Source organism: Vibrio sp. 10N.286.48.F5, from assembly GCF_041469785.1.
In the GTDB taxonomy this organism is placed as follows: Bacteria; Pseudomonadota; Gammaproteobacteria; order Enterobacterales; family Vibrionaceae; genus Vibrio; species Vibrio crassostreae_C.
The window spans coordinates 209,142-232,841 of record NZ_JBFRLG010000022.1; the positions used below are offsets into that span (position 1 = coordinate 209,142).

Annotated in this window: 25 protein-coding genes; 6 read left to right on the forward strand and 19 right to left on the reverse strand. The window is 45.0% G+C overall.

Annotation, left to right across the window (positions count from 1 at the left end; genetic code table 11):
- Nucleotides 1–129: 129 nt before the first annotated feature.
- A complete protein-coding gene (nrdD, locus tag AB4185_RS14195) occupies nt 130–2,250 on the reverse strand; it encodes an anaerobic ribonucleoside-triphosphate reductase (protein ID WP_372110297.1) in 2,121 nt (706 codons plus the stop codon).
- Between the two features lie 303 nt (nt 2,251–2,553).
- Here nrdD and AB4185_RS14200 point away from each other — a divergent pair, with 303 nt between their 5' ends.
- Nucleotides 2,554–3,429, forward strand: a complete 876-nt coding sequence (locus AB4185_RS14200) for an endonuclease/exonuclease/phosphatase family protein (protein ID WP_102333616.1) — start codon at nt 2,554–2,556, stop codon at nt 3,427–3,429.
- 163 nt (nt 3,430–3,592) lie between these two features.
- On the opposite strand, the gene AB4185_RS14205 is transcribed toward AB4185_RS14200, so the two are convergent.
- The 5 genes from AB4185_RS14205 to AB4185_RS14225 all read right to left on the reverse strand — a co-directional run bounded on the left by AB4185_RS14205 (nt 3,593) and on the right by AB4185_RS14225 (nt 7,602).
- Entirely contained in the window at nt 3,593–4,024 is a 432-nt protein-coding gene (locus AB4185_RS14205) for a DUF6691 family protein (RefSeq protein ID WP_372135579.1), read from the reverse strand.
- Complete coding sequence (locus AB4185_RS14210) at nt 4,024–4,485, reverse strand: YeeE/YedE family protein (RefSeq protein WP_010429747.1); 462 nt, start codon at nt 4,483–4,485, stop codon at nt 4,024–4,026. The genes AB4185_RS14205 and AB4185_RS14210 overlap by 1 nt, the downstream gene beginning before the upstream one ends.
- A 202-nt stretch (nt 4,486–4,687) precedes the next feature.
- Nucleotides 4,688–5,920: a glycosyltransferase gene (locus tag AB4185_RS14215; protein ID WP_372135580.1), complete on the reverse strand. Its 1,233-nt coding sequence runs from the start codon at nt 5,918–5,920 to the stop codon at nt 4,688–4,690.
- Between the two features lie 97 nt (nt 5,921–6,017).
- Entirely contained in the window at nt 6,018–6,482 is a 465-nt protein-coding gene (locus AB4185_RS14220) for a GNAT family N-acetyltransferase (RefSeq protein WP_372135590.1), read from the reverse strand.
- Nucleotides 6,483–6,504: 22 nt separating this feature from the next.
- Nucleotides 6,505–7,602: a ketoacyl-ACP synthase III gene (locus AB4185_RS14225; protein ID WP_017067864.1), complete on the reverse strand. Its 1,098-nt coding sequence runs from the start codon at nt 7,600–7,602 to the stop codon at nt 6,505–6,507.
- Nucleotides 7,603–7,724: 122 nt separating this feature from the next.
- Here AB4185_RS14225 and trxC point away from each other — a divergent pair, with 122 nt between their 5' ends.
- Nucleotides 7,725–8,159, forward strand: coding sequence for a thioredoxin TrxC (gene trxC, locus AB4185_RS14230; RefSeq protein ID WP_017060125.1), 435 nt, complete (start codon nt 7,725–7,727; stop codon nt 8,157–8,159).
- A 102-nt stretch (nt 8,160–8,261) separates the two neighbouring features.
- On the opposite strand, the gene AB4185_RS14235 is transcribed toward trxC, so the two are convergent.
- Together AB4185_RS14235 and AB4185_RS14240 are read right to left on the reverse strand one after the other, a co-directional pair.
- Nucleotides 8,262–9,941, reverse strand: coding sequence for a GMC family oxidoreductase (locus AB4185_RS14235; RefSeq protein WP_102333614.1), 1,680 nt, complete (start codon nt 9,939–9,941; stop codon nt 8,262–8,264).
- Entirely contained in the window at nt 9,934–11,538 is a 1,605-nt protein-coding gene (locus AB4185_RS14240) for a long-chain fatty acid--CoA ligase (protein ID WP_017060127.1), read from the reverse strand. Before AB4185_RS14240 ends, AB4185_RS14235 begins: the two co-directional genes overlap by 8 nt.
- Nucleotides 11,539–11,907: 369 nt before the next feature.
- Here AB4185_RS14240 and AB4185_RS14245 point away from each other — a divergent pair, with 369 nt between their 5' ends.
- The gene (locus AB4185_RS14245) at nt 11,908–12,933 is read left to right on the forward strand and encodes an AraC family transcriptional regulator (protein WP_017069105.1); all 1,026 of its coding nucleotides are present in this window, start codon (nt 11,908–11,910) and stop codon (nt 12,931–12,933) included.
- 57 nt (nt 12,934–12,990) lie between these two features.
- Here AB4185_RS14245 and AB4185_RS14250 read toward each other — a convergent pair whose 3' ends face one another.
- Nucleotides 12,991–13,230 carry a hypothetical protein gene (locus AB4185_RS14250; protein WP_017060129.1) on the reverse strand — a complete coding sequence of 80 codons (240 nt, stop codon included), beginning with the start codon at nt 13,228–13,230 and terminating at the stop codon, nt 12,991–12,993.
- Between AB4185_RS14250 and AB4185_RS14255 the strand changes: the two genes are divergently transcribed.
- Entirely contained in the window at nt 13,202–14,353 is a 1,152-nt protein-coding gene (locus tag AB4185_RS14255; protein ID WP_372135581.1) for an MFS transporter, read from the forward strand. The two genes, AB4185_RS14250 and AB4185_RS14255, sit on opposite strands and share 29 nt — an antisense overlap.
- Before the next feature lie 134 nt (nt 14,354–14,487).
- On the opposite strand, the gene AB4185_RS14260 is transcribed toward AB4185_RS14255, so the two are convergent.
- Entirely contained in the window at nt 14,488–15,381 is an 894-nt protein-coding gene (locus AB4185_RS14260; protein WP_017060977.1) for an AraC family transcriptional regulator, read from the reverse strand.
- Between the two features lie 50 nt (nt 15,382–15,431).
- Between AB4185_RS14260 and AB4185_RS14265 the strand changes: the two genes are divergently transcribed.
- Entirely contained in the window at nt 15,432–16,829 is a 1,398-nt protein-coding gene (locus tag AB4185_RS14265) for an MATE family efflux transporter (protein ID WP_372135582.1), read from the forward strand.
- Nucleotides 16,830–16,932: 103 nt separating this feature from the next.
- Here AB4185_RS14265 and AB4185_RS14270 read toward each other — a convergent pair whose 3' ends face one another.
- Both AB4185_RS14270 and AB4185_RS14275 read right to left on the reverse strand, forming a co-directional pair.
- Complete coding sequence (locus AB4185_RS14270; RefSeq protein WP_372135583.1) at nt 16,933–17,328, reverse strand: nitrous oxide-stimulated promoter family protein; 396 nt, start codon at nt 17,326–17,328, stop codon at nt 16,933–16,935.
- Nucleotides 17,329–17,331: 3 nt separating this feature from the next.
- Complete coding sequence (locus tag AB4185_RS14275) at nt 17,332–17,847, reverse strand: GNAT family N-acetyltransferase (protein WP_136978234.1); 516 nt, start codon at nt 17,845–17,847, stop codon at nt 17,332–17,334.
- A gap of 97 nt (nt 17,848–17,944) precedes the next feature.
- Between AB4185_RS14275 and AB4185_RS14280 the strand changes: the two genes are divergently transcribed.
- Nucleotides 17,945–18,154 (forward strand): DUF2986 domain-containing protein, encoded by a 210-nt coding sequence (locus AB4185_RS14280; RefSeq protein WP_017060973.1) that lies wholly within the window; start codon nt 17,945–17,947, stop codon nt 18,152–18,154.
- A gap of 138 nt (nt 18,155–18,292) precedes the next feature.
- On the opposite strand, the gene AB4185_RS14285 is transcribed toward AB4185_RS14280, so the two are convergent.
- From AB4185_RS14285 to AB4185_RS14315, 7 genes are all read right to left on the reverse strand, one after another.
- Nucleotides 18,293–19,216 (reverse strand): ABC transporter substrate-binding protein, encoded by a 924-nt coding sequence (locus AB4185_RS14285; protein WP_372135584.1) that lies wholly within the window; start codon nt 19,214–19,216, stop codon nt 18,293–18,295.
- Between the two features lie 2 nt (nt 19,217–19,218).
- Entirely contained in the window at nt 19,219–20,094 is an 876-nt protein-coding gene (locus AB4185_RS14290; RefSeq protein ID WP_017067856.1) for a metal ABC transporter permease, read from the reverse strand.
- Nucleotides 20,094–20,828, reverse strand: a complete 735-nt coding sequence (locus AB4185_RS14295) for a metal ABC transporter ATP-binding protein (RefSeq protein ID WP_017067855.1) — start codon at nt 20,826–20,828, stop codon at nt 20,094–20,096. The genes AB4185_RS14290 and AB4185_RS14295 overlap by 1 nt, the downstream gene beginning before the upstream one ends.
- Entirely contained in the window at nt 20,828–21,763 is a 936-nt protein-coding gene (locus tag AB4185_RS14300) for a metal ABC transporter solute-binding protein, Zn/Mn family (protein ID WP_104216034.1), read from the reverse strand. The genes AB4185_RS14295 and AB4185_RS14300 overlap by 1 nt, the downstream gene beginning before the upstream one ends.
- A gap of 16 nt (nt 21,764–21,779) precedes the next feature.
- The gene (locus AB4185_RS14305) at nt 21,780–22,358 is read right to left on the reverse strand and encodes a DUF6162 family protein (protein WP_029235381.1); all 579 of its coding nucleotides are present in this window, start codon (nt 22,356–22,358) and stop codon (nt 21,780–21,782) included.
- Complete coding sequence (locus AB4185_RS14310; RefSeq protein WP_017062543.1) at nt 22,355–22,690, reverse strand: hypothetical protein; 336 nt, start codon at nt 22,688–22,690, stop codon at nt 22,355–22,357. Before AB4185_RS14310 ends, AB4185_RS14305 begins: the two co-directional genes overlap by 4 nt.
- A 116-nt stretch (nt 22,691–22,806) precedes the next feature.
- Nucleotides 22,807–23,643, reverse strand: coding sequence for a DUF4198 domain-containing protein (locus AB4185_RS14315; RefSeq protein WP_017062544.1), 837 nt, complete (start codon nt 23,641–23,643; stop codon nt 22,807–22,809).
- Between the last annotated feature and the right edge of the window lie 57 nt (nt 23,644–23,700).

Genomic DNA, 23,700 nt, shown 5'->3' on the forward strand with positions numbered 1-23,700 from the left:
CTTAATAGTTTGAGAAGATGTGTTGTAAAAGCTGAAACGAAAGAATTGGTATCGACATAACGCCGATACCAATCATATTTCTTGAAACGTAGCTCTTCTAAATAAGCTAGCTAATAATCTTAGAGCTTACTAAAGATGCTTCACTCGGCGTTTAACTTCTTCTTGCTTACCGAAGTTAAATGGTCGTGCATCTGGGCTACCAAGGTAACCACAAACACGGCGTGTTACCGATACTTTGGTTGAGTCGTGGTTGCCACACTTAGGACACGTAAAGCCCTTACTAGTACAGTCAAATTCACCGTTGTAACCACATTCGTAGCACTCATCAATCGGCGTATTTGTACCGTAGTAAGGAACACGTGTGTAGCTGTAGTCCCATACGTTTTCTAGTGCTTCGATGTTCTTCTGCATGTTCGGGAACTCACCGTAACAGATGAAACCACCACTAGAGATTTCAGGATAAGGCATCTCAAAATCGATCTTGTCGTATGGGTTCACTTTCTTCTGCACGTCTAAGTGAAAGCTGTTGGTGTAATAACCACGGTCTGTTACGCCATCAATCACACCAAACTCTTTGGTGTCGATGCTGCAGAAACGACTACATAGGTTTTCACTTGGTGTGCCGTATAGGCTGAATGCATAACCTGTCTCTTTGGTCCAAGATTCTACTTCACGCTTCATGTACTCCACTAGCTCAAGCGCTTTAGCACGCATTTCGCCGTCGTCGTACAAGTGAACGTCTGTGCCGTAAAGCGCAGTCATTGCTTCGTGGATACCGATGTAACCAAGAGAAACAGACGCACGGCCGTTCTTGAAGATGTCTGCAATAGAGTCGTCTGCTTTCAAGCGAACGCCACACGCACCTTCCATGTATAGGATTGGAGCAACACGCGCTTTCACGTTTTCTAGACGAGAAATACGAGTTTCTAATGCACGACGAGCCAGCTTGAGTTTATCATCAAGCAGTTCGTAGAACTGAGCCATATCTTGTTTTGCGTTAATCGCAATACGTGGCAAGTTCAAGCTAACAACACCTAAGTTGTTACGGCCTTCGTGAATCAACTCACCATTTTCTTCGTAAGTATTCAAGAAGCTACGACAACCCATAGGAGTTTTAAATGACCCTGTCACTTCTACTACTTTGTCGTAGTTAAGAATGTCTGGGTACATACGCTTAGACGCACACTCTAGCGCTAATTGCTTGATGTCGTAGTTTGGATCTTGCTTCTGGTGGTTCAAACCATCTTTGATCGCAAATACCAGTTTAGGGAACACGGCTGTTTTACGGTTCTTACCCAAACCTGCAATGCGGTTTTTCAAGATTGATTGCTGAATCAATTTCGAGCCCCAGCTTTCACCTAAACCAAAACCAAACGTCACGAATGGTGTTTGTCCATTAGCGGTGTGCAGCGTGTTTACTTCGTACTCCAGAGATTGGAACGCGTCGTAACACTCTTTCTCTGTGCGAGAGATAGCAAAAGCTTCTGGGCTATGAATGTCCCACTCTTTCGCTAGCGATAAGTGCTTCTCGTAGCTCGCCATAACGTAAGGTTCAAGAACCTCATCGATGCGGTTAATCGTTGTGCCGCCGTAGATGTGACTCGCCACTTGCGCGATGATCTGCGCGGTTACCGCTGTCGCCGTAGAAATAGACTTAGGTGTGTCGATTTCCGCGTTACCCATCTTGAAGCCATGCGTTAACATGCCTTTCAGATCGATAAGCATGCAGTTAAACATTGGGAAGAACGGTGCGTAGTCTAGATCGTGGTAGTGAATATCACCACATTCGTGAGCATGTACGATATCACGTGGCAAAATGTGAGTTTTCGCATAGTGTTTAGCCACGATACCCGCCAGCAGGTCACGCTGAGTTGGGATTACTTTGCCATCTTTGTTCGCGTTTTCATTGATTAGATCAACGTTGCTTTCTTCGATCAAACCTTCGATCTCACGCGTTAAAGCGCTTTGCTTCTCACGGGCGATGTCGCGGTCATGACGATATTCAATGTAGGCACGAGCCAGAGACTTGTATGGTCCCTGCATTAGCTCGTTCTCGACCATGGTTTGAATTTCAGAGATATGAACTTCATCGTAGTCTTCGAGCTTCAACTCAACTGCTAATGCCACATTCAGTGCATAAATAGCAATTTCCTTATCGGCTTTGTCTGATGCTGCTTCCACTGCAGCTTGGATGCGATCTCTACTGAATGGAGCTCTTGAGCCATCACGCTTGATTACGATTGATTTCACCACTTCTCCTTACTCTTGAGGTATTCACAGACTTATCCACAAACACACTATATAGAGCGATTTATCGTTTAACTAACACTAGATATTGTGGCGTATTTAACGAGAACCACCAACTTTGAGTATTGATTTGGATCAATAAAAAGAGAACGCTGACTAAGATCAATTCAATATTATTACGCTAGTTCTCAAGTCGAAAAGAAACAATGTAACAATAAAAAAACTCCTAAAAAGAGTTGAATTTTTGGTAAGTGTTGTAGGATAACGGCTCATCAATATTGGCAGACAAAATTAGGGATATTTGGCATGAAACGACTTCAAAACTGGATAATGTTAGGCTGCTTACTCAGTAGCCAGACATTTGCTGAACCTTTGACCATATCCAGTTGGAATATCGAATGGTTATCAACCAACGAGGCTGTGAATAAGTTTTCTGACAAACGTGATCAAGCTGATTTCGACAAACTCGCAACTTATTTTCAATCCTTAGACGCAGACGTGGTTGCGTTTCAAGAAGTCGATAACGTAAATGCCATTCAGCGTGTGGCTGGTGATCAATACAAGATATTGATGTCTGACCGGGCGCTATCTAAGAACAGCAACCGCCAATTTAAAGAAGTGAACCAATACACGGGATTTGCAGTTCGTAAAGGAGTAGCCCTCACCGACTACGCTGACTTTCCGCTTGAAACCACATCCAACAGTAAACTTAGGTTTGCCAGCTATATCGTTGTAGAAACAAACTTTAAACCCATTCACATGTTGTCTGTGCATTTAAAGGCAGGTTGTAGCGGAGCGTATAAGTCCAACCGCGATTGCTCTCGTTTAAAAGAGCAAGGTCAGCAACTGAACAAGTGGATAAAGCAAAGAGAGCGCAATAACGAAGACTACGCCATTCTTGGCGACTTTAACCATAACCTCGCTTACTCACGAGATTGGATGTGGAAAGAGTTATCACAATATACTGATGCGCAGTTAGCGACACGAAAGACCCGTGCAGATTGTAAGGTACGCTCTAACCGCAACAATTATCGCACACATCAGTTCCGCTCTGTTATTGATCATATTGTGGTGAGTGAGTCGCTAAATGCTTCTCCTGCAAAGCAGAAGGTATTTGAAACACAAGATGTTCTGGACTACAAACTCAGCGACCACTGTCCAGTTTCAACGACTATTAAATAGTAGATTTTAGATAACAGCAGATTGTAGATAGCTGAAACTAATAGAAACAGTAAATATAGAAAGAGGCTGACTGACTTTCGTGCTGAAAGCGAGTCAACCTCTATGCTTGGTCAGCTCAGAACGGATAACGTCAAAGCCAATGTAATCAGCTATAAGCTTGCTACTAACACGTTTTGTTCATACGATCCGCCAGCCACATTCCCACCAGCATGCTTATCATAAACACCCACACCGTCGGGTTGCCGCCACTTAGGCTGGTTACCGCAGGGCCTGGGCAAAAGCCTACAATCCCCCAGCCTAAGCCAAACGCTGTAGATCCAAGAATCAGCTTTCTGTCTATCAACGGATTGTTACGGCTATCTAACGGCTCGCCATTGATGGCTTTAGCGCGCTTTTTAATGACCAGATGATAAAACGGTGCAAAGACCAATAGCGCGCCACCCATGACGAATGCCAAACTAATGTCCCAGTTACCGGTAATGTCTAAGAAGCCGAGTACCTTCTCAGGATCAACCATCCCTGAGATGATCATGCCAGAGCCAAAAAGAATACCTGCGACCAAACCGATAACGATAGTAAATGAAGCGTTTTTCATTATGCCCCCAAGCCAGTCAGATTCTTGATAAACACGGTTACGATTGCCACACCCATAAATACACAGGTCGCAACAATAGAACGTTTAGATAAACGCGCCATTCCGACAATGCCATGCCCGCTAGTACAACCGTTCGCTGTTTTAGTACCAAAGCCCACCAGAAGGCCAGCAATAATCACTAAAGCGAGATTCATCTCTTCTAACTGCGGAAGTTGGTAGCCCGTCGGAATTAATAGCCAACCACTTGCGACCATTCCCACAACAAAGGCGATACGCCAGTGTTTTTCGGTGTTTGCTGTATCCGCATCTTTACGTTCTTTGTTGCTGGTGCCAGTTGGCAATAATCGGCTGACAATGCCACTAATGCCAGCAACTCGACCAATCCCCAACATTAAAACAATGGCCGACACGCCTAACAACATGCCGCCGAAAAAAGCATCCCAAGGAATCAAACTAAGCACAAACCTCTCCTATCCACAAACATCATAAACTCATAACAACCTATAAATTAGAGTTTACTAATAAATATAAATTAGTCAATGCTAATGTACTGCGAGTATGTGTCGTTTTGTAAGTTTGGAATTAACAAGCGGCCTGCATGAAAAAAGCCCCTAGGTGTTAACCTAAGGGCTTAAGATTTATTCTGTCTTTGGTAAAGAACAGCTATTTGACCTTGTTCTTCTCAGCAATCCATTGCGACATGTACTTAGTGCTCGCCATACTATGGTGCTTAAGCATTGAACCAAAGAAATTATTCAGTCGATGCGCATCAAGCTCAGAACCTAGCGCAGTCAGTCGCTCGATCAATTTGTCGCCCAGTTGATTCTGTTCATAGTGCGCTTCAAGAATTGAATGACATTGGCTTTGAGCTTTAAGCCATTTCTTTTCATCTTTATAAAGAGCGACAGCTTGTTCAACAAACTCATCAATATCATCTGACACTGCACCCGGCCATTGCAGTTCACCTTGCGGTACCATGCCTTCACTGCCGATCTCGCTGGTTACATTCGGAGTTTGCAGCTTCATCGCATCAAGTAACTTGCCTTTAATGCCAGCGCCAAAACGTAATGGCGCAACACAAACACGTGCATCTTCCATCACTTCTTGAGCATCTTTAGCCCAACCTTTGATATGGAAACCGGTTTTTGGATTATGCAAAGCGGTTGCTTTCGGCGGCGGATAAGATCCGTAAATATGAAGTTCACTATCAGGCAACTGCTTACGAATCTTCGGCCAAATCTTCTGTAACTGAAGCACTGCATCCCAGTTAGGCGCATGTCTAAAATTACCTATCGTCATGAAATGCTTACGTTCTTCAAAGCTTTTCGTACTTTCAGGCAACGTGTTGAGATCAACCATGAACGGCAGGTGATGTAATAGTTTTGGATCGATATTGAACTCAGATTGGAGCAATTCCATCTCGTAACTTGAGATGATCAACGAAAGATCACAGCGCAGGATTGCAGCGATTTCACGTTTCGCCAAGTCACTGTACAGGTGCTCTTTCGTTAACTCTGTCTCTTTCTTAACAGCTTCATGTCGAGCATTGCGTAGGAATTGTAAATCTTCAGTATCCAGTAGCTTAAAGGCATTGGGACATACCTTCTCGACGCGCCAGCCGAATTGCTCTTCCATCATAAAACGGTCAAACATCACAACATCGGGCTGCAGCTCTTCAATGTAATCGTCAAAGCTATCGCAATTTAACTGTATAGATTGGCTTGTGATGCCCTCTTCAGAGAGATCAATCATGTGCTCGGTTTCTTGAGCGGGTGTTGCAAATTCAACTGACCAACCTTGTCTCTTAAATAGACGTAAAAGAGACATCATATGGCTGCCAGCCGCCGATGAATTCGGTTCTGGCCAAACGTAGCCAATTGCTAAAACTTTCTTCAAAATACTTCCTAAGAAATAACAAAAGGGCCACAGAAGCCCCTAATAAAACGTTAATCGAGTTATGCCGCTGATAATAATGGTTCTAAGAACTCAGCGATCAGATTCGTTCACCTACATTGCGAGCTATCATAAGCACTTCATCGGCTGAGTAAAAGTTTGAAATCGTGGTTTCGACTTGAGCGCCCAATGTCGACTGATAGAGCTTTTGTGCAAAGTTATCTGCTCTGGTGGTCACTAATACATGTTTTAGTGTCGAGCCCTGCTCTGATAGCTTCTGCTTCACTTGAGGCAAAGAGTCTAGAATCAGCTTTTTGCCCAATCCTTGCCCCTGAGCACTCGGTAACACAGCAAGTTGTTCTAGCTCCAAAACAGCTTCAGGCCTAAACCCACTCTTTTGAACCCAAATAATGTAGCCGACAAACTCGCCATCGCTTTCAGCAACAAAGTTAAGAAAGCGTGGCGCAGCATTTAAGTTACATTGTAACCAATTTTTTGAGTTTTGCTGTCGAACAAAAGTAGCTTGGTGAACTAAAGCCGCTCCATCGAGGTCGGCTTCTGTCATAAAACGAACTTGCGCCATGCTGCTACTCATTCTCAGAATTAGGACGCGTTTTACAGTGTAAAATGGCTTTCTCTAGAAGTTCTAATGCCGAGCTATCTGCTTCTGGAAGCTTAGCGTCCGATTGACCTAACGGATCAACACGGCTACCCCACTTAATATGGCCTGCCCCCCAAGTTAAACCGGCACCGAATGCCGCCACAAGGATGTTTGAGTTCGGTTTAACAAAGCCTTGCTCTAACGATTCACACAATGCAATTGGCACAGTCGCAGCCGACGTGTTGCCATAGTTTTGAATGTTCACAAACGCTTTCTCACGTTCAATGCCCGCCATATCACACAGAGTTTGAATAATTCGGATGTTCGCTTGGTGCGGGATCACAACATCGATGTTTTCAGTTGAGATGCCAGTGCGACTCAATACTGTATGTGCTGCAGCGCCCATTCCTTTCACTGCACGCTTGAAGATCTCTTTACCAACGAAATCAAAATCCCAGTAACCGTTATCAGCAGCAAAGCGGTCCATAGACGTACCGAATTTTGGTACTGCTAGAATGTCACGGCCCTCTGCGTCACAACCGATTTGAGCTTCTTGTAAACCCACTTGTTCTTCAGTACGCGATAAAACCACAGCGCCAGCGCCATCACCGAATAGAACCGCAGTATCACGCTTGGTCCAGTCGATGAAGAATGAAAGACGCTCTGCACCCACAACGATCGCATTGCGGTAGTTGCCCGCTTGAATCAATCGAGTTGCTGTTTCAACACCGTAGATAAAGCCTGTACACGCTGCATTAAGGTCAAAAGCTGCTGCGCTCTTGATGCCTAAGTTCTGTTGAACTTTAGACGCGGTATTTGGAATAAGAGAGTCTGGACTGCACGTCGCTACGATCACAAGATCGATATCTTCGGCTGTTAAACCAGCACACGCCATTGCATGTTGAGCAGCAACGGTCGCTAGCTCAGAGGTATTTACATGACTGATACGACGATTTTCGATACCAGTTCGAGTACGAATCCACTCGTCAGACGTATCAATGAAAGTGCTTAAATCATCATTGGATAGCACGGCTGGTGGCAGACACTTTCCCCAGCCCGTAATTTCAGCGTAAAATTTTGTCATCATTTACCTGTTTATTGTTTGTTTTTATTTGAGTATCTTATTCTTGTTTTAAACAGTATAAGCGTTCCGTACATGATTCGTAAATCGCGTTAGGCACGGAGACGCAATAAAAAGAGAAAGTTATGTCTACATTCAACACACGTTGCCCTTCTTGCGGTGGCGTAAACCGAGTTCCTTCAGAAAGAATTTCAGAAAGCCCTACTTGTGGTAAGTGCAAAAACGCACTTCTAGACGGTGCACCAATCGAAGGTACGTCACTGAATTTCCAATCAATTTTGAACAGTTCACAGCCTGTCGTTGTCGATTTTTGGGCGACATGGTGCAACCCATGTGTAGGTTTCGCACCTGTGTTCAGCGATGTCGCTAAAGAGCGCGCTGGCGATGTTCGATTTGTTAAAATTGATACCGAAGCTCAACAGCAACTGGCGGCTATGTATCAAATCAGAAGCATCCCAACGGTGATGGTGTTCAAGAACGGTCAACGTGTTGATACGATTAACGGTGCACTGCCAAAAGGTCAATTTGATCAGTGGCTTAATCAAGCACTAACTAAGTAATACTATTGGTTAAGCTATTGATTTAGCATTACTTAATTTTAAGTAAGCACACAAAAATAGGTTAGAGAGTCTTACCAAATCAAGACTATCTAACCTACTGTTTTATTTATGGTTATCACTTAACTTCTTGAATAAAACTACAGCTTCGCCTTTCGCTTGAATATTAGATTCTTGCTTGCCAAACCCGTATTGCTGTTTGATTTGATCTGCGACTTTCTCAGCAATCATAATGGTTGGTGCATTGGTGTTTGCCCCAATCAGTGTCGGCATCACAGAAGCATCAATGACTCTCAAATTATCCAATCCATAAACTTTGAGATCTTTATCTACCACAGCTAAAGAATCGCTACTAGGTCCCATTTTACAGGTCCCGATCGGGTGATACTGAGTGTCTGCACGATTGCGAATATCTTGCTCGATAGCCTTGTCATCACTGGCGTCCACAGGGTAGAAAGCATTGCCTCGGATATCATCAAACGCGGAACTCTCTAACATTTGATACTGCTTCTTCCAGCCCTTAATCATGATCTCCATGTCTTCAGGATGACTGAAAAACGCAGGATCGATCTTAGGCGGATCATAGGGATCATTACTATTGAGCGTTACGGTGCCGTAGCTCTTCGGTCGCAATAAGGTGACATGAGAGGTAAAGCCATGACTGGTATGAATTTTTCTAGCATGGTCATCTACAACAGCGACCACAAATACAAACTCTAAATCCGGTACAGCGATATGATCTTCGGAACAGAGAAAGCCTATTCCCTCTGCAAAATTACTGCTCATTTTACCGCGGCGTTCTTTGTGCCATAGTGGTAAGGCTTTGGTCATTTCAGAGGCCATTTGCAGCGAGATACCAAAAGTTTCACGCTTTTCACTGCATTTATACGAATGTACTAAGTCGATATGATCTTGAAGGTTCTTGCCCACTCCAGGTAATTCATGAACCTGTTCGATTCCATGTGTCTCTAGTTCAGTTTGAGCACCGACACCAGACAGTAACAGCAATTGGGGAGAACCAAACGCACCAGCGGAAAGAATCACTTCTTTGTTGCATCGTATCTGATAACGCTTTCCGCTAGAACCATATTCAACACCAATCGCCTTCTTGCATTCAAACAAAACCTTATGTGTGGTGGCTTTAGTCACGACCGTGAGATTCGATCGTGAAAGGTTTGGCGTTAAGTAAGCCTTGGCAGCACTGCATCGTTCACCATTCAGCTGTGTTACCTGCGTCGGCATCGCCCCAAACTGAGCAGCGCCGTTAATATCCTCATTGCGAGGTACACCTATCGATTCACACGCCGTTAAATAACGTTCCAACATAGGGCTTGGCGATCTAAGATTGGCCACATTAAGAGGACCACCTTGGCCATGGAACTCATCTTGGTGGACTTCGTTGTTTTCTGCTTTCTTAAAGTAAGGCAAACAGGATTCATAGTTCCAGCCAGCATTGCCCAAGCTTTCCCATCTATCGTAGTCATAGCGATGTCCACGAGCGTACATCATGGCATTGATAGAGCTAGAACCGCCAAGTGTCTTACCTCTAGGCTGATAGCCTTTACGACCGTTCAAACCCGGCTGTTCAACCGTTTCGAATGCCCAATTATTGAGTTTGGTTGGCATCATCGCCACCACGCCAACGGGTGTGTGAATGAATGGGCTGGTGTCTTTACCACCCGCTTCTAACAAGCAAACCGTCACATCAGGATCTTCCGACAGCCGAGAAGCCATCACACACCCAGCTGAACCACCGCCAACAATAATAAAATCATAACTATCCATTTGCCATCTCCGCTATTTCTAGTGGGTGTAACTCACGCTTCAAGATTTTTCCGGTTGCTGTCATGGGTAAGGCTTTACGAATGAATACCTTACGCGGGTATTTGTAGTCGGCGAGTTGCTCACGACACCATGCTATCAAGGCGGCACTATCACATTGCGTATGTTCGTGAAGAACCACATGCGCGTGGATCTCCTCGCCTAAATGTTCATGATGCTCGCCTACCACCGCGACCATTTCGACATCGGGGTGACACATCAACACTTCTTCGACTTCACGTGGATAAACGTTGTACCCACCACGAATAATCATGTCTTTAACACGGTCAACAATGAACAAATTGCCATGCTCATCGACGCGACCGATATCTCCCGTTAAGAACCAACCATCACGAATAGATTCAGCTGTCGCCTCTGGCCTTTGATAATAGCCTTTCATCACACTTGGGCTTTTAATGCAGACTTCGCCGAGTTCACCCATAGCGACAGAGTTGCCTTGTATATCAGTAATCTTGATGAGGTGGCCACATAAAGGCTGACCGACACTACCCGATAAACGATCGCCATCAATATGATTAAAGGTCGCAACCGGCGCCGTTTCCGAGAGCCCATAACCTTCTAAGACTGGTAATTCAAAACGAGATTCAAACTGTCGTATAACCTCAAGCGGCATAGAAGCACCGCCAGAAACACCTAACCTCAAGCTGTGTTTAACCTGTTCAGAGCGTTTGCTTGTGTTTTCTAAACTATCAGAAGACTCTTCTCCCGCCTTTAATAGCGCGATATACATAGTAGGAACACCCGCAAACACGCTGACTTTATGGCTAATGATCTGTTCAATAACCAATGACGGTTCAAAACGAGGAATCAACACCATGGTGGACCCTGTTAGCACACTCGCGTTCATCATCACCGTCTGACCGAAGCTATGGAATAAAGGCAGTGTAGCCATTGTGGTGTCGCTGTACTCCAATCTCATTAGATACTGTGACGACATCGCATTGGTTTGCATGTTGGTGTGGGAAAGCTCAGCCCCTTTTGGTTGACCCGTCGTGCCAGAGGTATAAAGGATCACAGCGGTATCATCGCCATGACAAGCCACAGACTCAAAAGGAGTAAAAGGTTGTGCCAACCAATCAGCGATTGATTCATGCTCCTCATTACTTTCTAAAGTAGTGTCTGTGTTTGTTGGGATAGGCATCTCGACAAAGTGTTCACAGTGGTTTGCCTGCTCAAAACCTTGTAAACCATAGCGACCAATTGGAAGCTCTTCACTGCCGTCAAAACATAAATAGGCCTTCGCGTTAGAGTCATTAAGGTGATAAGCGATCTCTCTGGCCTTGAATAGCACGTTCAAAGGCACGACTACACAACCCGCTTTTAGAATCCCGTAATAGGCTATCGGAAAGTAAGTCACGTTCGGGCATGACAACGCTACCTTATCTCCGTTCTGCAACCCAAGTCTTTTCAAGTTAGCAGCCACGTTTCCAGAAAGTTGTTCTAACTGAGAAAAACTGATTTCATCCGATCCCATACGCAGAGCGGCCTTAGTTGGAAAAAGCGAAGCGCTACGCTCCAAATTAACAGCAAGATTGTGCATCCATGATCTCCTTGTGCGGCTTAGACCTGTTTGTGACGGTCACCGTAGACGTTCTAATCGTTGTAATAAGTCTCTTTCTTGTCATCACGAGCCTGCACATTGGTGTGTCATGTAGATAAGAGTCGTTATTGAGCAAAATGTTTGAGACGCTCCAATGTGCAGCCCAATAAATTACAACATTTCGATAACATTTCGAACAGGTTTCAAAAAGACAAAAACCGGTGATATTCGGACACAGCCTGCGCTAGCCCAATAAAACCTTGCACACATAAACCAAAATTTGGAACAAGCTTGCGAAAGTGAGAACAAGCAACAGGCGTAAATGTTAAAAGTTCGGTTAAGATATCGATATTCAACAAGAGGCAGCTTATGGAATACACCGCAGTTTACGAACCCGACATGCAAGCATTCGGCATTCTGGATCTTCAGTTGCTGCATCGTTACCTGTCGCCTGTTCTCAGTATCGAAGAGTTGCTCGAAGGCAGTAACATCGATGCTCTCCAACTCAACACACCCGATACACACATCACTTTGGCGCAAAAGCTTGCTGTGTTCAGTAATGCGTTAGCGAATTCCAACGAAGACGGATTGGGGCTTAAAGTTGGCCAACAAGCGAGGTTCAGCGATTTCGGCGTGCTCGGTTATGCGGTGTTTAGCAGCGAAACACTACTCGATGCCTTTTTAATCGGGTTTAAGTATCTGCAACTTGCTGGCCCTGTCCTCAGAAAAACCATGTCTGTAGAAGACAACATTGGTTACTTTCGCGCAGAGCAACTTATCGAACTCGATTCTTTACTGCCCTTTTGTTGTGAATACTGGTTCGCAGCGATACACAGTTTGTGCGAAGAGGTCTTACAGCAGCCCTTTCCTTCTCAAGTGATCCGCTTCCCCTATCCAAAACCTGAATACGGCGATCTATACACAGAGATTTTCCGCTGCCCGGTTGAATTCAATAGTGACCGGCTTGAATGGGAGTTCGACGCAACCACCTTGTATTCATCTCTTCCTACCGCCAACCCCATCACTTTACAGATGTGCTTAAAATCGTGTGATGACATGTTGGCAAAAGTCAGTGCACCCAGTAGCCTCAAAGAGAAAGTCTCTCAGATGCTGATTGAAAGGCCAGGATGTTACCCTTCTATAGAATCCATTTCTTCAGAACTGGGCATGTCTTCTCGAACTCTGCGTCGTCACCTGAAAGCAGCGGATACGAGCTATCAGAAGATACTGGACCATGTTCGCTTTCACCTTTCCCGGCACTACCTTTCTTCAACTCGAATGAGTATTGAAGAGATATCTGAACGAGTTGGCTTTTCTGATAGCGCTAACTTTCGTCATGCCTTTCGTAAGTGGAGTGGTAACTCGCCACGTCAATACCGTAAAGAAACGGTCTAACACTTAAAATCCCACTCAATCCAAATCATAAAAAGACAATCACGCTGCAATCTTTTTCTAAATTAAACCACCAATGAACAACGGCTTAACGACTTTTTGCCCGCATAAAATCTCGCCAAACCACCAAATATCGCAACCGTATTTTAGTTTAGTTGGTCGATAAATTTCTTTTATCTTAACGACCATTTTTATTTGTTTTACCCAATTCAGTTTCTCCCCCATAGTCGCGGAAAATTCATCGTTTCTTTTACTATCAGAGGCTCCTGCATTGGACAACATCCAACCAACAACTCGCATAACTGTTCCTGTTATTGCATTGTCTTTTTACGCGATCGCTTCAGGCTACTTAATGAGTTCATTACCATTAATGCTGTCTGAGTATGGCTTAGACAAAGATCTATCGAGTTGGTTGGCGAGTGCATTCTATGCAGGTCTACTGGCTGGTACATTATTGATTGAACGTGCCATTGCGCGTGTTGGCCACAAAGATGCGTTCGTCATCGCATTGAGTGTGTTCATCGCAACGATCCTTGTATTGCCATTGATCCCACGCCAAGCAGTATGGCTACTAGCTCGCTTTGTGGCTGGTGTGGCGGTTGCAGGTATCTTCGTGATTGTAGAGTCTTGGCTAATGAGCGGTGACGAGTCACAACGCGCAAAACGTCTCGCTATCTACATGTGTTCACTGTACGGCGGTTCTGCAGTTGGTCAGCTTGGTATCGATTACTTAGGTATTACTGGTGGCGTACCTTTCATCGCAATGTTCACCCTTCTGTTTGGTGCGATCATTGTGCTGATGTACGGACAAGCAACTCCACCACAGATCCACGATGCGCAATCTTTGTCTTTAAAGCAGATCAGCAAATTAAGCCACAGCGCGCTAATTGGCTGCATTGTTTCCGGATTAACGCTAGGTGCGATTTACGGCTTGATGCCAGTTGAACTTGCTCAACGTAACATTGCACACGAAGACATTGGTGGTTTGATGGCTTTGGTTATCATGGGTGGTATGGCTGTACAGCCGATGGTGACTTGGTTATCTCACCACGTAGGACAAGTGTTATTAATGGCTCTGTTCTGCCTGCTAGGGGTTGCAAGCATTGGTGTGCTGACTATCAATCACGATTTCTACGTACTAGGCATGAGCTTGTTCGTATTAGGCATGGCCACATTTGCGCTATACCCAATCGCGATTAACTTAGGTTGCCGTAACCTTGACCCAAGCTACTTGGTGTCAGTGACTCAAATCATGCTACTTTGCTACAGCATCGGTTCTGTTGCGGGACCAATCGTTGCAGACAGCTTTATGGATTCACAAGCAGGATTGTTCACTTACCTGTTCGCGTCTCTACTTGCTACAACGATCTACATGTTGATTGCTAGCCTAAAGCGCTCTCACCTACAGATTGCAGGCGAGTAAGCTTAAATAGACAGACACTAGATGCGTGTCATTAGGGCTCCGAGTTCAGACTTTATGTCTAAGCGAAGGGCTCTTTTCAACTCATGCCTATATGTAACCTTCTTCTCCCACACTTCTCATTTCATCGTGCAAGGCTAACCAAGAAGTCGATGGCTCTTTCGATATTGACTGGGTGACAAACCGAAATGCTTTTTGAAACGATGCGAAAAGTTATAAGGATCTTTGTAGCCTAAGCGATTAGCAATCATAGAAACTGACCAATCTTGATATTTCAGTAGACTGGTGGCTTTGTCCATGCGTAATTGAATCAATTTACTGCGTGGTGAGAGGTTGAATAGCGTCTTGGTGACTCTATTGAGTTGCTCTTCACTGATAAACACTCTTTCAGCCATCCCTGCCACTGTCCATGGCTGATGCAGACTACTTTCAATTTCGTTATAGAGCGCTTGAACACGTGCAGTGGTGCTGGTCGACTTAGGCTCAAACCCCGTCAATGTTCGGATAATTTCACTCAAGAGTAACTTACGGTAACTGGCTCTACCGCCTATCTCAAAGTAAACCAAGTTCATTAATGACCAGATCTGCTCACACTCTCCAAAAGGCACAATCCCCTGTCCTAAACTTGCTATGTGCTGCCATTGCTTGGTGTCAGGCGTCAGCATCCACGCCATTTTCCAATAATTATATTGAGGATCGAGTTCAAAACGAAATGGGGTTTCAGCAGGAAGCACCACGAGTGTATAAGGTGTAATCGCTTGGACCGATGTTGCGGTTGTTAGAATGCCGCCACCTTCCATAGTGAAAATCAACGTATGAACATTAACGGATTCGCGCTCAACCCAGTAGCCATCATATAGCTTCGCCATGCCGCCCATATAGACACCAAAGCTTTTCATCTCTGGAATATCTTCAACGGTCAAAAAACGTTCTTTGCACTGTTCAGCGAGAAAAACATCATCATGCCAAGTTGATTTTGGTCTCATTGAATCAATGACGGATTCGCACAGGTTTTGTTGTTTTTTAAACATGTTGTTACTTCGCTCAAATCACTATAGTTCTGCCATAAATCGGAGAGCTTATGACAACTAACATCAACCCTAACTCATCTATGAATAACAAGCCAGAGAGCATCTTACCTCGTATCGTTAAACTGGGTTTACCTGTTGCTTTACAAAGTGCGCTTGTCGCTATTCTTGCCCTTGCTGACGTATTAATGGTCAGTGATTATGGTATGGAAGCAGCTGCGGCTGTGGGAATTGCATCAAAATGGCACTTCGTTGCTATTATGATTATGGCAGGGTTGGCCTCAGCAAACGGAACATTAGTCGCTCAATACTGGGGAAAGAACGACCGAAAAAGCGCGCGAACGGTATCATCTATCGCAATGGTGTTTGGCTTAAAAGTTCTGCTGCCTGTTACTGCAATCATCACTCTTGGTTCTCAGTTTTTAATGATGTTGCAGACCAGCGATCAAACCGTGATTGAACTTGGCGCGACTTACCTGTGGTATGGATTCCCTGTCCTTCTGCTGACTCACATTGTGGTCGTGGTAGAAGCAAGCATGCGCTCATCAGGTGACACCGTAACCCCGCTGCTATTAGGCGCGGTGACCATTGCACTCAACATTGCGCTTAACTTCGTTCTAATCAAAGGTGCCTTTGGTATTCCCGCTATGGGCGTAGCAGGTGCAGCACTAGCGACGACACTCGCTCGCGCAATTCAAGTCGGCTTGATGTATAGCTACATGCGCATGCGTAAACATTGGTTGTTAACCACGCCTAGCTCACCACATCGTCCATCATTGTGGCTATCTTACCGTCGTATTGCTTTGCCACTAACGATGAATGCCGTGTTATGGGCAATGGGTACTATGGCATACCAAATGATCTTCGGTCACATGGGCACAACGGAACTTGCTGTGTTCTCTATGCTCGCGCCTTTTGAGTCGCTGTGTTACTCGATATTCTTTGGTATTTCTGTAGCGTGTTCCGTGTTGCTTGGTCACTCACTCGGTCGTGATGAGTTTGATGACGCTATGAGTATGGGTCTGACGTTCATCAAAGCCGTGGTTGGTTTTGGTGCGGTTGTAGGCTTGCTATTGTTTATGGGTAAAGAGCACGTTCTGTCATGGCTAAACCTGACCAAAGACGCTTTATACCCGCTTGCTTCACCTGCGATGATGATCATGTGCTTTGCGGTCGTGATTCGCATGCTCAACATGGTGATCATTAACGGTATTATTCGTGCTGGTGGTGATAATGCGTTCTGCCTTCGCATGGATTTCATCGCGATGTGGATGGTGGGCATTCCAGTATGTGTTTACGGCGCGTTTGTCGCTGAATGGGACTTTAAATACATCTATGGTCTAATGTTGGTAGAAGAAGTCGTGAAATTGACCATCTGTTCACACCGTTACTTGAGCCGACGCTGGATCAACAACCTCACAGTGACCTATGACGAGCCTCAAGCGGCATAGGCTACTTGGCTAGATTCAAGCTGAGATGGAAGTGTATCTACATCAAAAAGGTCTGCGCAATCAGACCTTTTTCGTTTCTTCAGCAACCACTTTTAAACGCCAGTTACTTCTTATTCATTCGGATATGGCGGTTCGACACATTCGACAGTGGCTTCTCAGACACTTTTCGCTTTTCATGTATCAAATGTCTGATCGCTAAAATCGGATGCTTGAGTAACATTCTTGGCCCAGCATAGCGCATGACTAAACGCATCTGCTCTTTCGGATCGGGCTTATAGCAATGAATCGGACACTTATTACAGGTCGGTTTTGCTTCGCCATAAGGACATCTATCCAGTCGTGTTTCGGCGTAACGCAACAGTTGCTCACACTCCTCACATAACGCGTTATTCTGACGAACTTCACCGTGGTGATCTTTGCAATAGATGTGCACCATCGCAATAACGGTTTTGTACTCCGTTGCGAGCTCACCTTGTAGAATATTGCTATGTTGGAACATGTTTTAATTACCTAATGAGAAACCGTACAGGTTGAGATTAACGCTTTCGCTTATCACATCTTCAACTCGCTCGAACACAAAGCCTAACTTAGTCAGTAGTGTGATACTTCGAATGTTATCAGAGGTAGTGATGGCAACTAAATGATCGATATCAGCATTCTGCTTAGCTTGTTCAATTATCGCCTCCGCGGCTTCTTGGGCAAAGCCTTGACCATAAAACTCAGGAGCAAACCCGTAGCCAATATCATGCGACGCTAAGGTGTCTCTTTTTATTAATCCGCAGATACCAATTGGCGTTGAAGTTTCTTTGATTTCAACCATCAACAAACAGACACCCTTCTCTTCATGCATCTTAAGAATGTTGTTTTCAATGTACTCGACAGCCTTTTCAGTGTTGTTGATTTCCTTATCACCAATGTAACGCAGGAAATCTTCTGAGCTGTATAGTCGTTGAATAAACGCCGCATCTTGAGGTGTGATCATTCTTAATCTTAAACGTTCGGTCTCGACTGACTGCATAGTGATATTTTCCTTGCTGAATACCATGTAAATATTGAGTTCTAGAGCTAAAATGATTATCCTCCACCGCCTAAACTAAATACAAGGCTATGCAGCAATGAACCGTAAGAAAAAAATCAATCAAATTCTAAAAAAGAAGCAGAAACAGGCGAATTCTAAACTGCATAGTAGCAACAAGCCTCGCTACATCTCTAAAGCTGACCGTGCAAAAATGGAAGCTGAAGAACAAGCGAAAGCAGCTCAAGAGCAAGCTGAAGGTTCAGTAGAAGCAACGGTTGAAGCTGAAGAGACAAAAGCTGCAGAGTAAGTTTATACTCGCAGTCCTCTTGTCTGACACTCTTTTCAGAGCCAACAGACAAGAACAAAAAAGCAGCCTCAAATTGGGCTGCTTTTTTGATCGTACTTTTTTCATTACGTGGTTTATTAGCTAACTTATTTTAGCCACTTAACCTTTGAAAGGCTGAACTTCCCAGCGTGCAAACGGCGCTTTTGCATTAATCCCCGCTCGTCCCCAACGGTCAACGGAATCAACCACTAAGATACGCTCGTTAGGTACTAGAGACTTAATTAAGTTAGTTGGGTTTTTCGCTGTGACTAACCATAGTGCATCATCTTCTGAAAACATCGCTTTGAGTTTGGCTTTGTCTTGCTCTGTCCATTCAAGTTCAGCTTTGAACATACGTTCTTCAACAAACAGTTGAGAACCTGAAGCGAAATCTTCCAAGCTTTCTGAAAGCAACAAAACTGAATCTACATCGTTATCCAATAACACCGCTTGTTGTTTGTTAATCAGTTCACGCACATCAAGCATTACACGCTGTAGGTTGCTATCAATGGTCTCTGCTTGCGCTGGCCACAATAACTTAAAGTCGTCAGCAACAATCGCCGCCATGCGCGTTAAGTTGGTTGGGTTTAACCATGCATATTTAGACACATCGCCATTTGATAACGTCAGCGCTGCAACACCTTGAGCACGCGGTGTGATCGCTTGAGCAGCATCCACTTCAACCAAACGGATATTGCCCTGTCTTGCGTAAACAAATGTAGGATCAGCTTGCCAGATCGATGACAAAGTCACTGCTACGGTCGCCTTTTCGCCGGATTGAAGCACTTTGCCTGCGCCCTTGGTACCAAACCAGTTTGGCAAACGATCAATGCCGTAGCGTTTTGGTGGCAGATATTCGGTGGTAATGTCTGTGCCTTTGGTTAACTCTGTCGCCAAAGCATAAGTCACAGGCGTACTGGTAAGGATGTCCTCGGCATTAGCACTGATAGACACCATTGAGCCAGTCAACAATAAGCTAGTTAGTGCGCCTACTTGAGTCGTTGCCTTCACTGAACTTGAGATACGATTCATTAAAGAGGTCATGATTATGCCTTTCTTACAATTCGGTATAGCGTTGCCGCTAGGAAAAATGTTGCAGAAACGATGATGATTGAAGCGCCCGAAGGTACTGGCAGTTTCAACTCCATAGGTAAGACGGTTCCAACTAAACACGCGACCGTTGCCAGTAATGCCGACAGCAATACAAAGCTGCCCATGCGTTTAGTTAGCAAGCGAGCGGTAGCACCTGGAATCAGCAATAACGCGCCAACCAGAACAGCACCTACGATCTTCACCGCTGCAATCGTCACTAAGGTGATCATCATGACAAACAAGTAGTCGTAGAAACTGGTGTTATAACCACGAACCTTGGCAATATCAGGGCTGATACAGGTCAAAAGAATACGATTGAACGTCGGTATCAAGAGCAAAATAATGATCGCGCAGCTGCCTGCGAGAATCGCTAAGTCTTGGTCTGTTACCGTCAAAATCGAACCAAATAGTACGTTCTCAAGCATGTGGATGTTGATCTTACGCGCCACGTACATCAGCAATGCCGCACCCACTGCCAGTGCTAAAGCAAGGAAAACGCCAACTAAAGTATCGTATGGCACATTGGTTCTGTTTCTTACAAAGTGAAGAAGCAGCGCGAAGATCATACAGAAGCTAAACAGACCAATAATTGGGTTTTCTGGTGGCTCGCCAAGCAACACACCTATAGCGATACCGGTTAATGCCGCGTGGCCTACCGCTTCAGAGAAGAAAGCCAAACGCTTGGCAATCACCAAAGTACCCAGACCACCTAACAGAGGACCAAGTAGTAACGCTGCAACCAAAGCATTGACCATGAAGGCATACATGAAGCTGTCAGATAACCAACCCGCTTCAACACCACTTACGGCAAGTTGTCGTAGCCAATCCATTACGCAACCTCCTTCGGTTTGTTCATCGCAGCACCACTGCTGTAATGCTGGAATAAGCTTTCAATCTTACTTGGATGTAGTACCTGTTCGTGTGGACCACTATCAACCAAGAATCGATTCACAACATGTACATTGGCTTCAAGGCGACGTACTGCGGTTACATCGTGGTGAACCGCAAGGATCGTGCGACCCTCGTCAACACATTCACGAATCAGCGATTCAAGATAACGAACGCCCTGCTCGTCCATACCCGTGGTTGGTTCATCCAACACCAATAGACTTGGGTTATCCAATAGCGCTTGAGCAAACAACACACGTTGCTGCTCACCACCCGACAACTGTCCCATACGGCGATCGCTACGTGTCGCCATACCCACTCGATCCAATTGCGCGAGTGCAAGATCCAATTGCTTAGACTTACGACGCCAAAATAGCGGAATTCGAGTTTGGTTAAGCAACACGAAATCCATGACCGTCAAAGGCAAGCTCGATTCGAAGGTCGCTTTTTGTGGAACATAACCGATACTTGGCTTTTCTGGCCAATGAATATTGATTTGCCCAGAGAAAGGCGTCAAACCAAGAACAGAGCGTAGCAGAGAGGTTTTACCACCGCCGTTTGGCCCCATGATTACATGGCACTCACCCGCTTTAAGTTCTAGTGAGATATCGTCAAGAATGACGTTGTTGTCATATTGCAGACCGAGTTGATTGATTGAAATCGATGGACCTAACATTATGCGTTCCCGCTTTTAGCTTGGTTCGCCGCCGCAAATTTCATTGCTTCGATTAATGTCTCGAGATTCTTCTGCATCTCAACTTCGACTTTGTCGTCTTCATATTCGCCATGCGTCATGTGAGAGAAACGGTAAAGCTGAACACCCGTTTCCGCTTCAATCGTGTCAACAAAACGGTTTGGCATGTTTAGCTCGTAGAACAACACGTCAATGCCCGATGCGCGGATCTTTTCGATCGTTTCTTGCAACTGGCTCGCACTTGGTTCAACACCGTGTGCAGGCTCAATCACCGCCGCAACATCCACACCAAATTCTTGAAGGATGTAGCCATACGCATTGTGCGTGGTCGCCACCTTCATACCTGAAGTATCTAACTCACCTAATGACAACATCGCATCGCGCTTCATAAAGCGAAATTGCTTTGCGTATTTACGTGCATTCTTACGATAAAAAGCCGCGTTGTCAGGGTCGAGCTTAGAGACCTCACTCGCGATGGTGTAAACCTTTTGAATTGTTGTCGAAAGCCCAACAAAGGTATGTGGGTTAACGGCACCTTGACCAACAGACTGACCAAGAGCAGGAAGTAGAGGCACTTCTTTGTTTGCTTCGATCACGACTAAGTCATCACGTTGCGCTGCTGAAATCACTTTAAGCGCAAAGTCATCGTGACCAATACCGTTTACTACGATTGCATCCATTTGGCTCAATCGTTTTAAATCATTGGGTTGTGGTAAGTAGTTATGTGGGTTGAAACCTGCGTCAACCAAAGGAAGAATGTTCACTTTGTCACCTACCACGGCTTTCACGTAGCTGTAGTAAGGTTGAAGTGTGATACCAATCGTCAGCTTGTTGCTGTCGATCTTATATTCTTTTGCCAATGCATTGGGTGCCATGAACACCGCTAATAACGACATGAACAGAGTCATAATTCGCATAGTAATTCTCTTATTATTAGTGAGCATCGCTTTCATGATGCTGTTCAATTTCTGATTCGTTCACGACCATTTTCCAACCCGTAGACTCTAGCGTGTGTTGGTCAAAAGTAGCGGGCTGTTTCGCTACACCGCCCAAGAAGATCCAGATTTCAGGAGAAACGCTGTTCGCATTTAAAATAAAGGAATCCGCAAAACCATGATCGGTAGGCGTAGCTTGTTCACTTGGAGTAGAAAAGTAATAACCACGCTCGTCCAGTACCCAAGCATGAGAACCTTTGCGCTTCCAACTCTGATCTTCTACAAACGGGGCAACCCATTCATCTTTAAGTGATGCAACACTCGGCCATTCACCATCTGAGTCCATGCGCAGGTCACGGATTTCTTCATGCGCTAAACGCAGCTCTGATAGCATCGCCAAGTTTTCTTGTTCAACATCAGTCACTAGAATTTGATGATCAAGCACTGCTTTAACGTGGGATTCAGCCTGATGAAATGGGATTGCGACAGTTGCAAAGCAAAGGATGAACACAATGATCAGTCCTACCCATTTGCCCTCTCTGCCGCCCGTATCAGCACGTACGCTTTGAATCATCATTTTTCACTGATCTCTACAACATCAACTTCAACTGGAAACTCATGACCTGAATCGAACACAAGGTAGAACTCAGTGTCAGGATGTGGGAATTCAACGATAGAACGTTTATCTGTCATCTCTTTTGCAATCAAGTTGTCTTCGTAATCGTACATCTCAACTGCGTAATCAATCGCTTTGCTGCCATCCGAATAACCCGCTTCACAAGCAACAGTCTTACCTTCAAACCAGCAGCTCATCAGTGGAAAGTGTGCTTGAGCAGGTAATGCAGCGAAACCAAGTCCCAATGCTAAGCAAGGAGTCATTAAAGCGTTAAGTTTTGTTTTTATTGTCATGGTTCGTACCCTAGCCACAGTGCAAATTCTCAGAAGTAAACTGAGCGATAAAGGGCTCAAATGAGCCCTTAAGTTTTTTTGATTCTTAATCAGGGATCTAGCCCCGATATCACAGACTATTGAAGCAGCGCTTCGAACGTTAGGTGAACGTTCGCGCTTGCTTTGTCTGCCAGTGGGTTGTCAATCAACTCACCTTTGTAGTTCGCTTTCATTACGTAACGACCTGCTACGTCTGGAGTAAACGTGATTTCACCGTTCTCATCACTCACCACATCAATCTGCTCTTGGTGGTTGCGGTAAAGCGTACCTTCACGAGTAATCTCCGCTTTCACGTCTTTCTGGATTTCACCGTTGTAGAAGAACTGGAATGTCACAGGTTCGCCTTCAACGATATCTGAAGGGTGTGTCACAGGCTTCATTTCTAGAAGCTTGCCTTCAATTTTGAACACTGAATCCGTTGGCTTACCTACCGTGATGTAGCTTTCTGCACGAGTGAAGCTGATCTGCGTTACCACGTCACGTGATTTTTCAGGCAGAACTGAGTCACGCTCAGCTTTGTTTGCTTTAATCCACTTCACCGTGTCACGGCGACCCGCTTTGTATTGCGTGTAGTAAGACGGCTGGTTGTTGATCGCCACTTTGTGTGTACCTTCTTCTTCAAAATAGAAGTCGAAGATTGAACGACGCTTGCCACGAATAACGAAGTTAGGACGCTCGCTGCGGCCATCTGGCATGATGACATGAGCATTTTCGCTGCCAGCAGGCTTATCAAAAACAAACGTACCGTGAGACGCAGTAACATCGAACGTTAGCCAATCACCACCTTCTTTAGATACAGTAAAGTGAGATGGCAAAATCCAACGTGGGTGAGCTTGTGCCGTTGTCGTTGCTGCTAGACCGAATGCCATCACACCCGCTAGAGCAAGTGCTTTGATTTTTGTCTGTTTCATCATGTTCAATTCCATTATTTATAATTGTTAGCCGTGTCGCTCTATCTGAGCCTACGATGA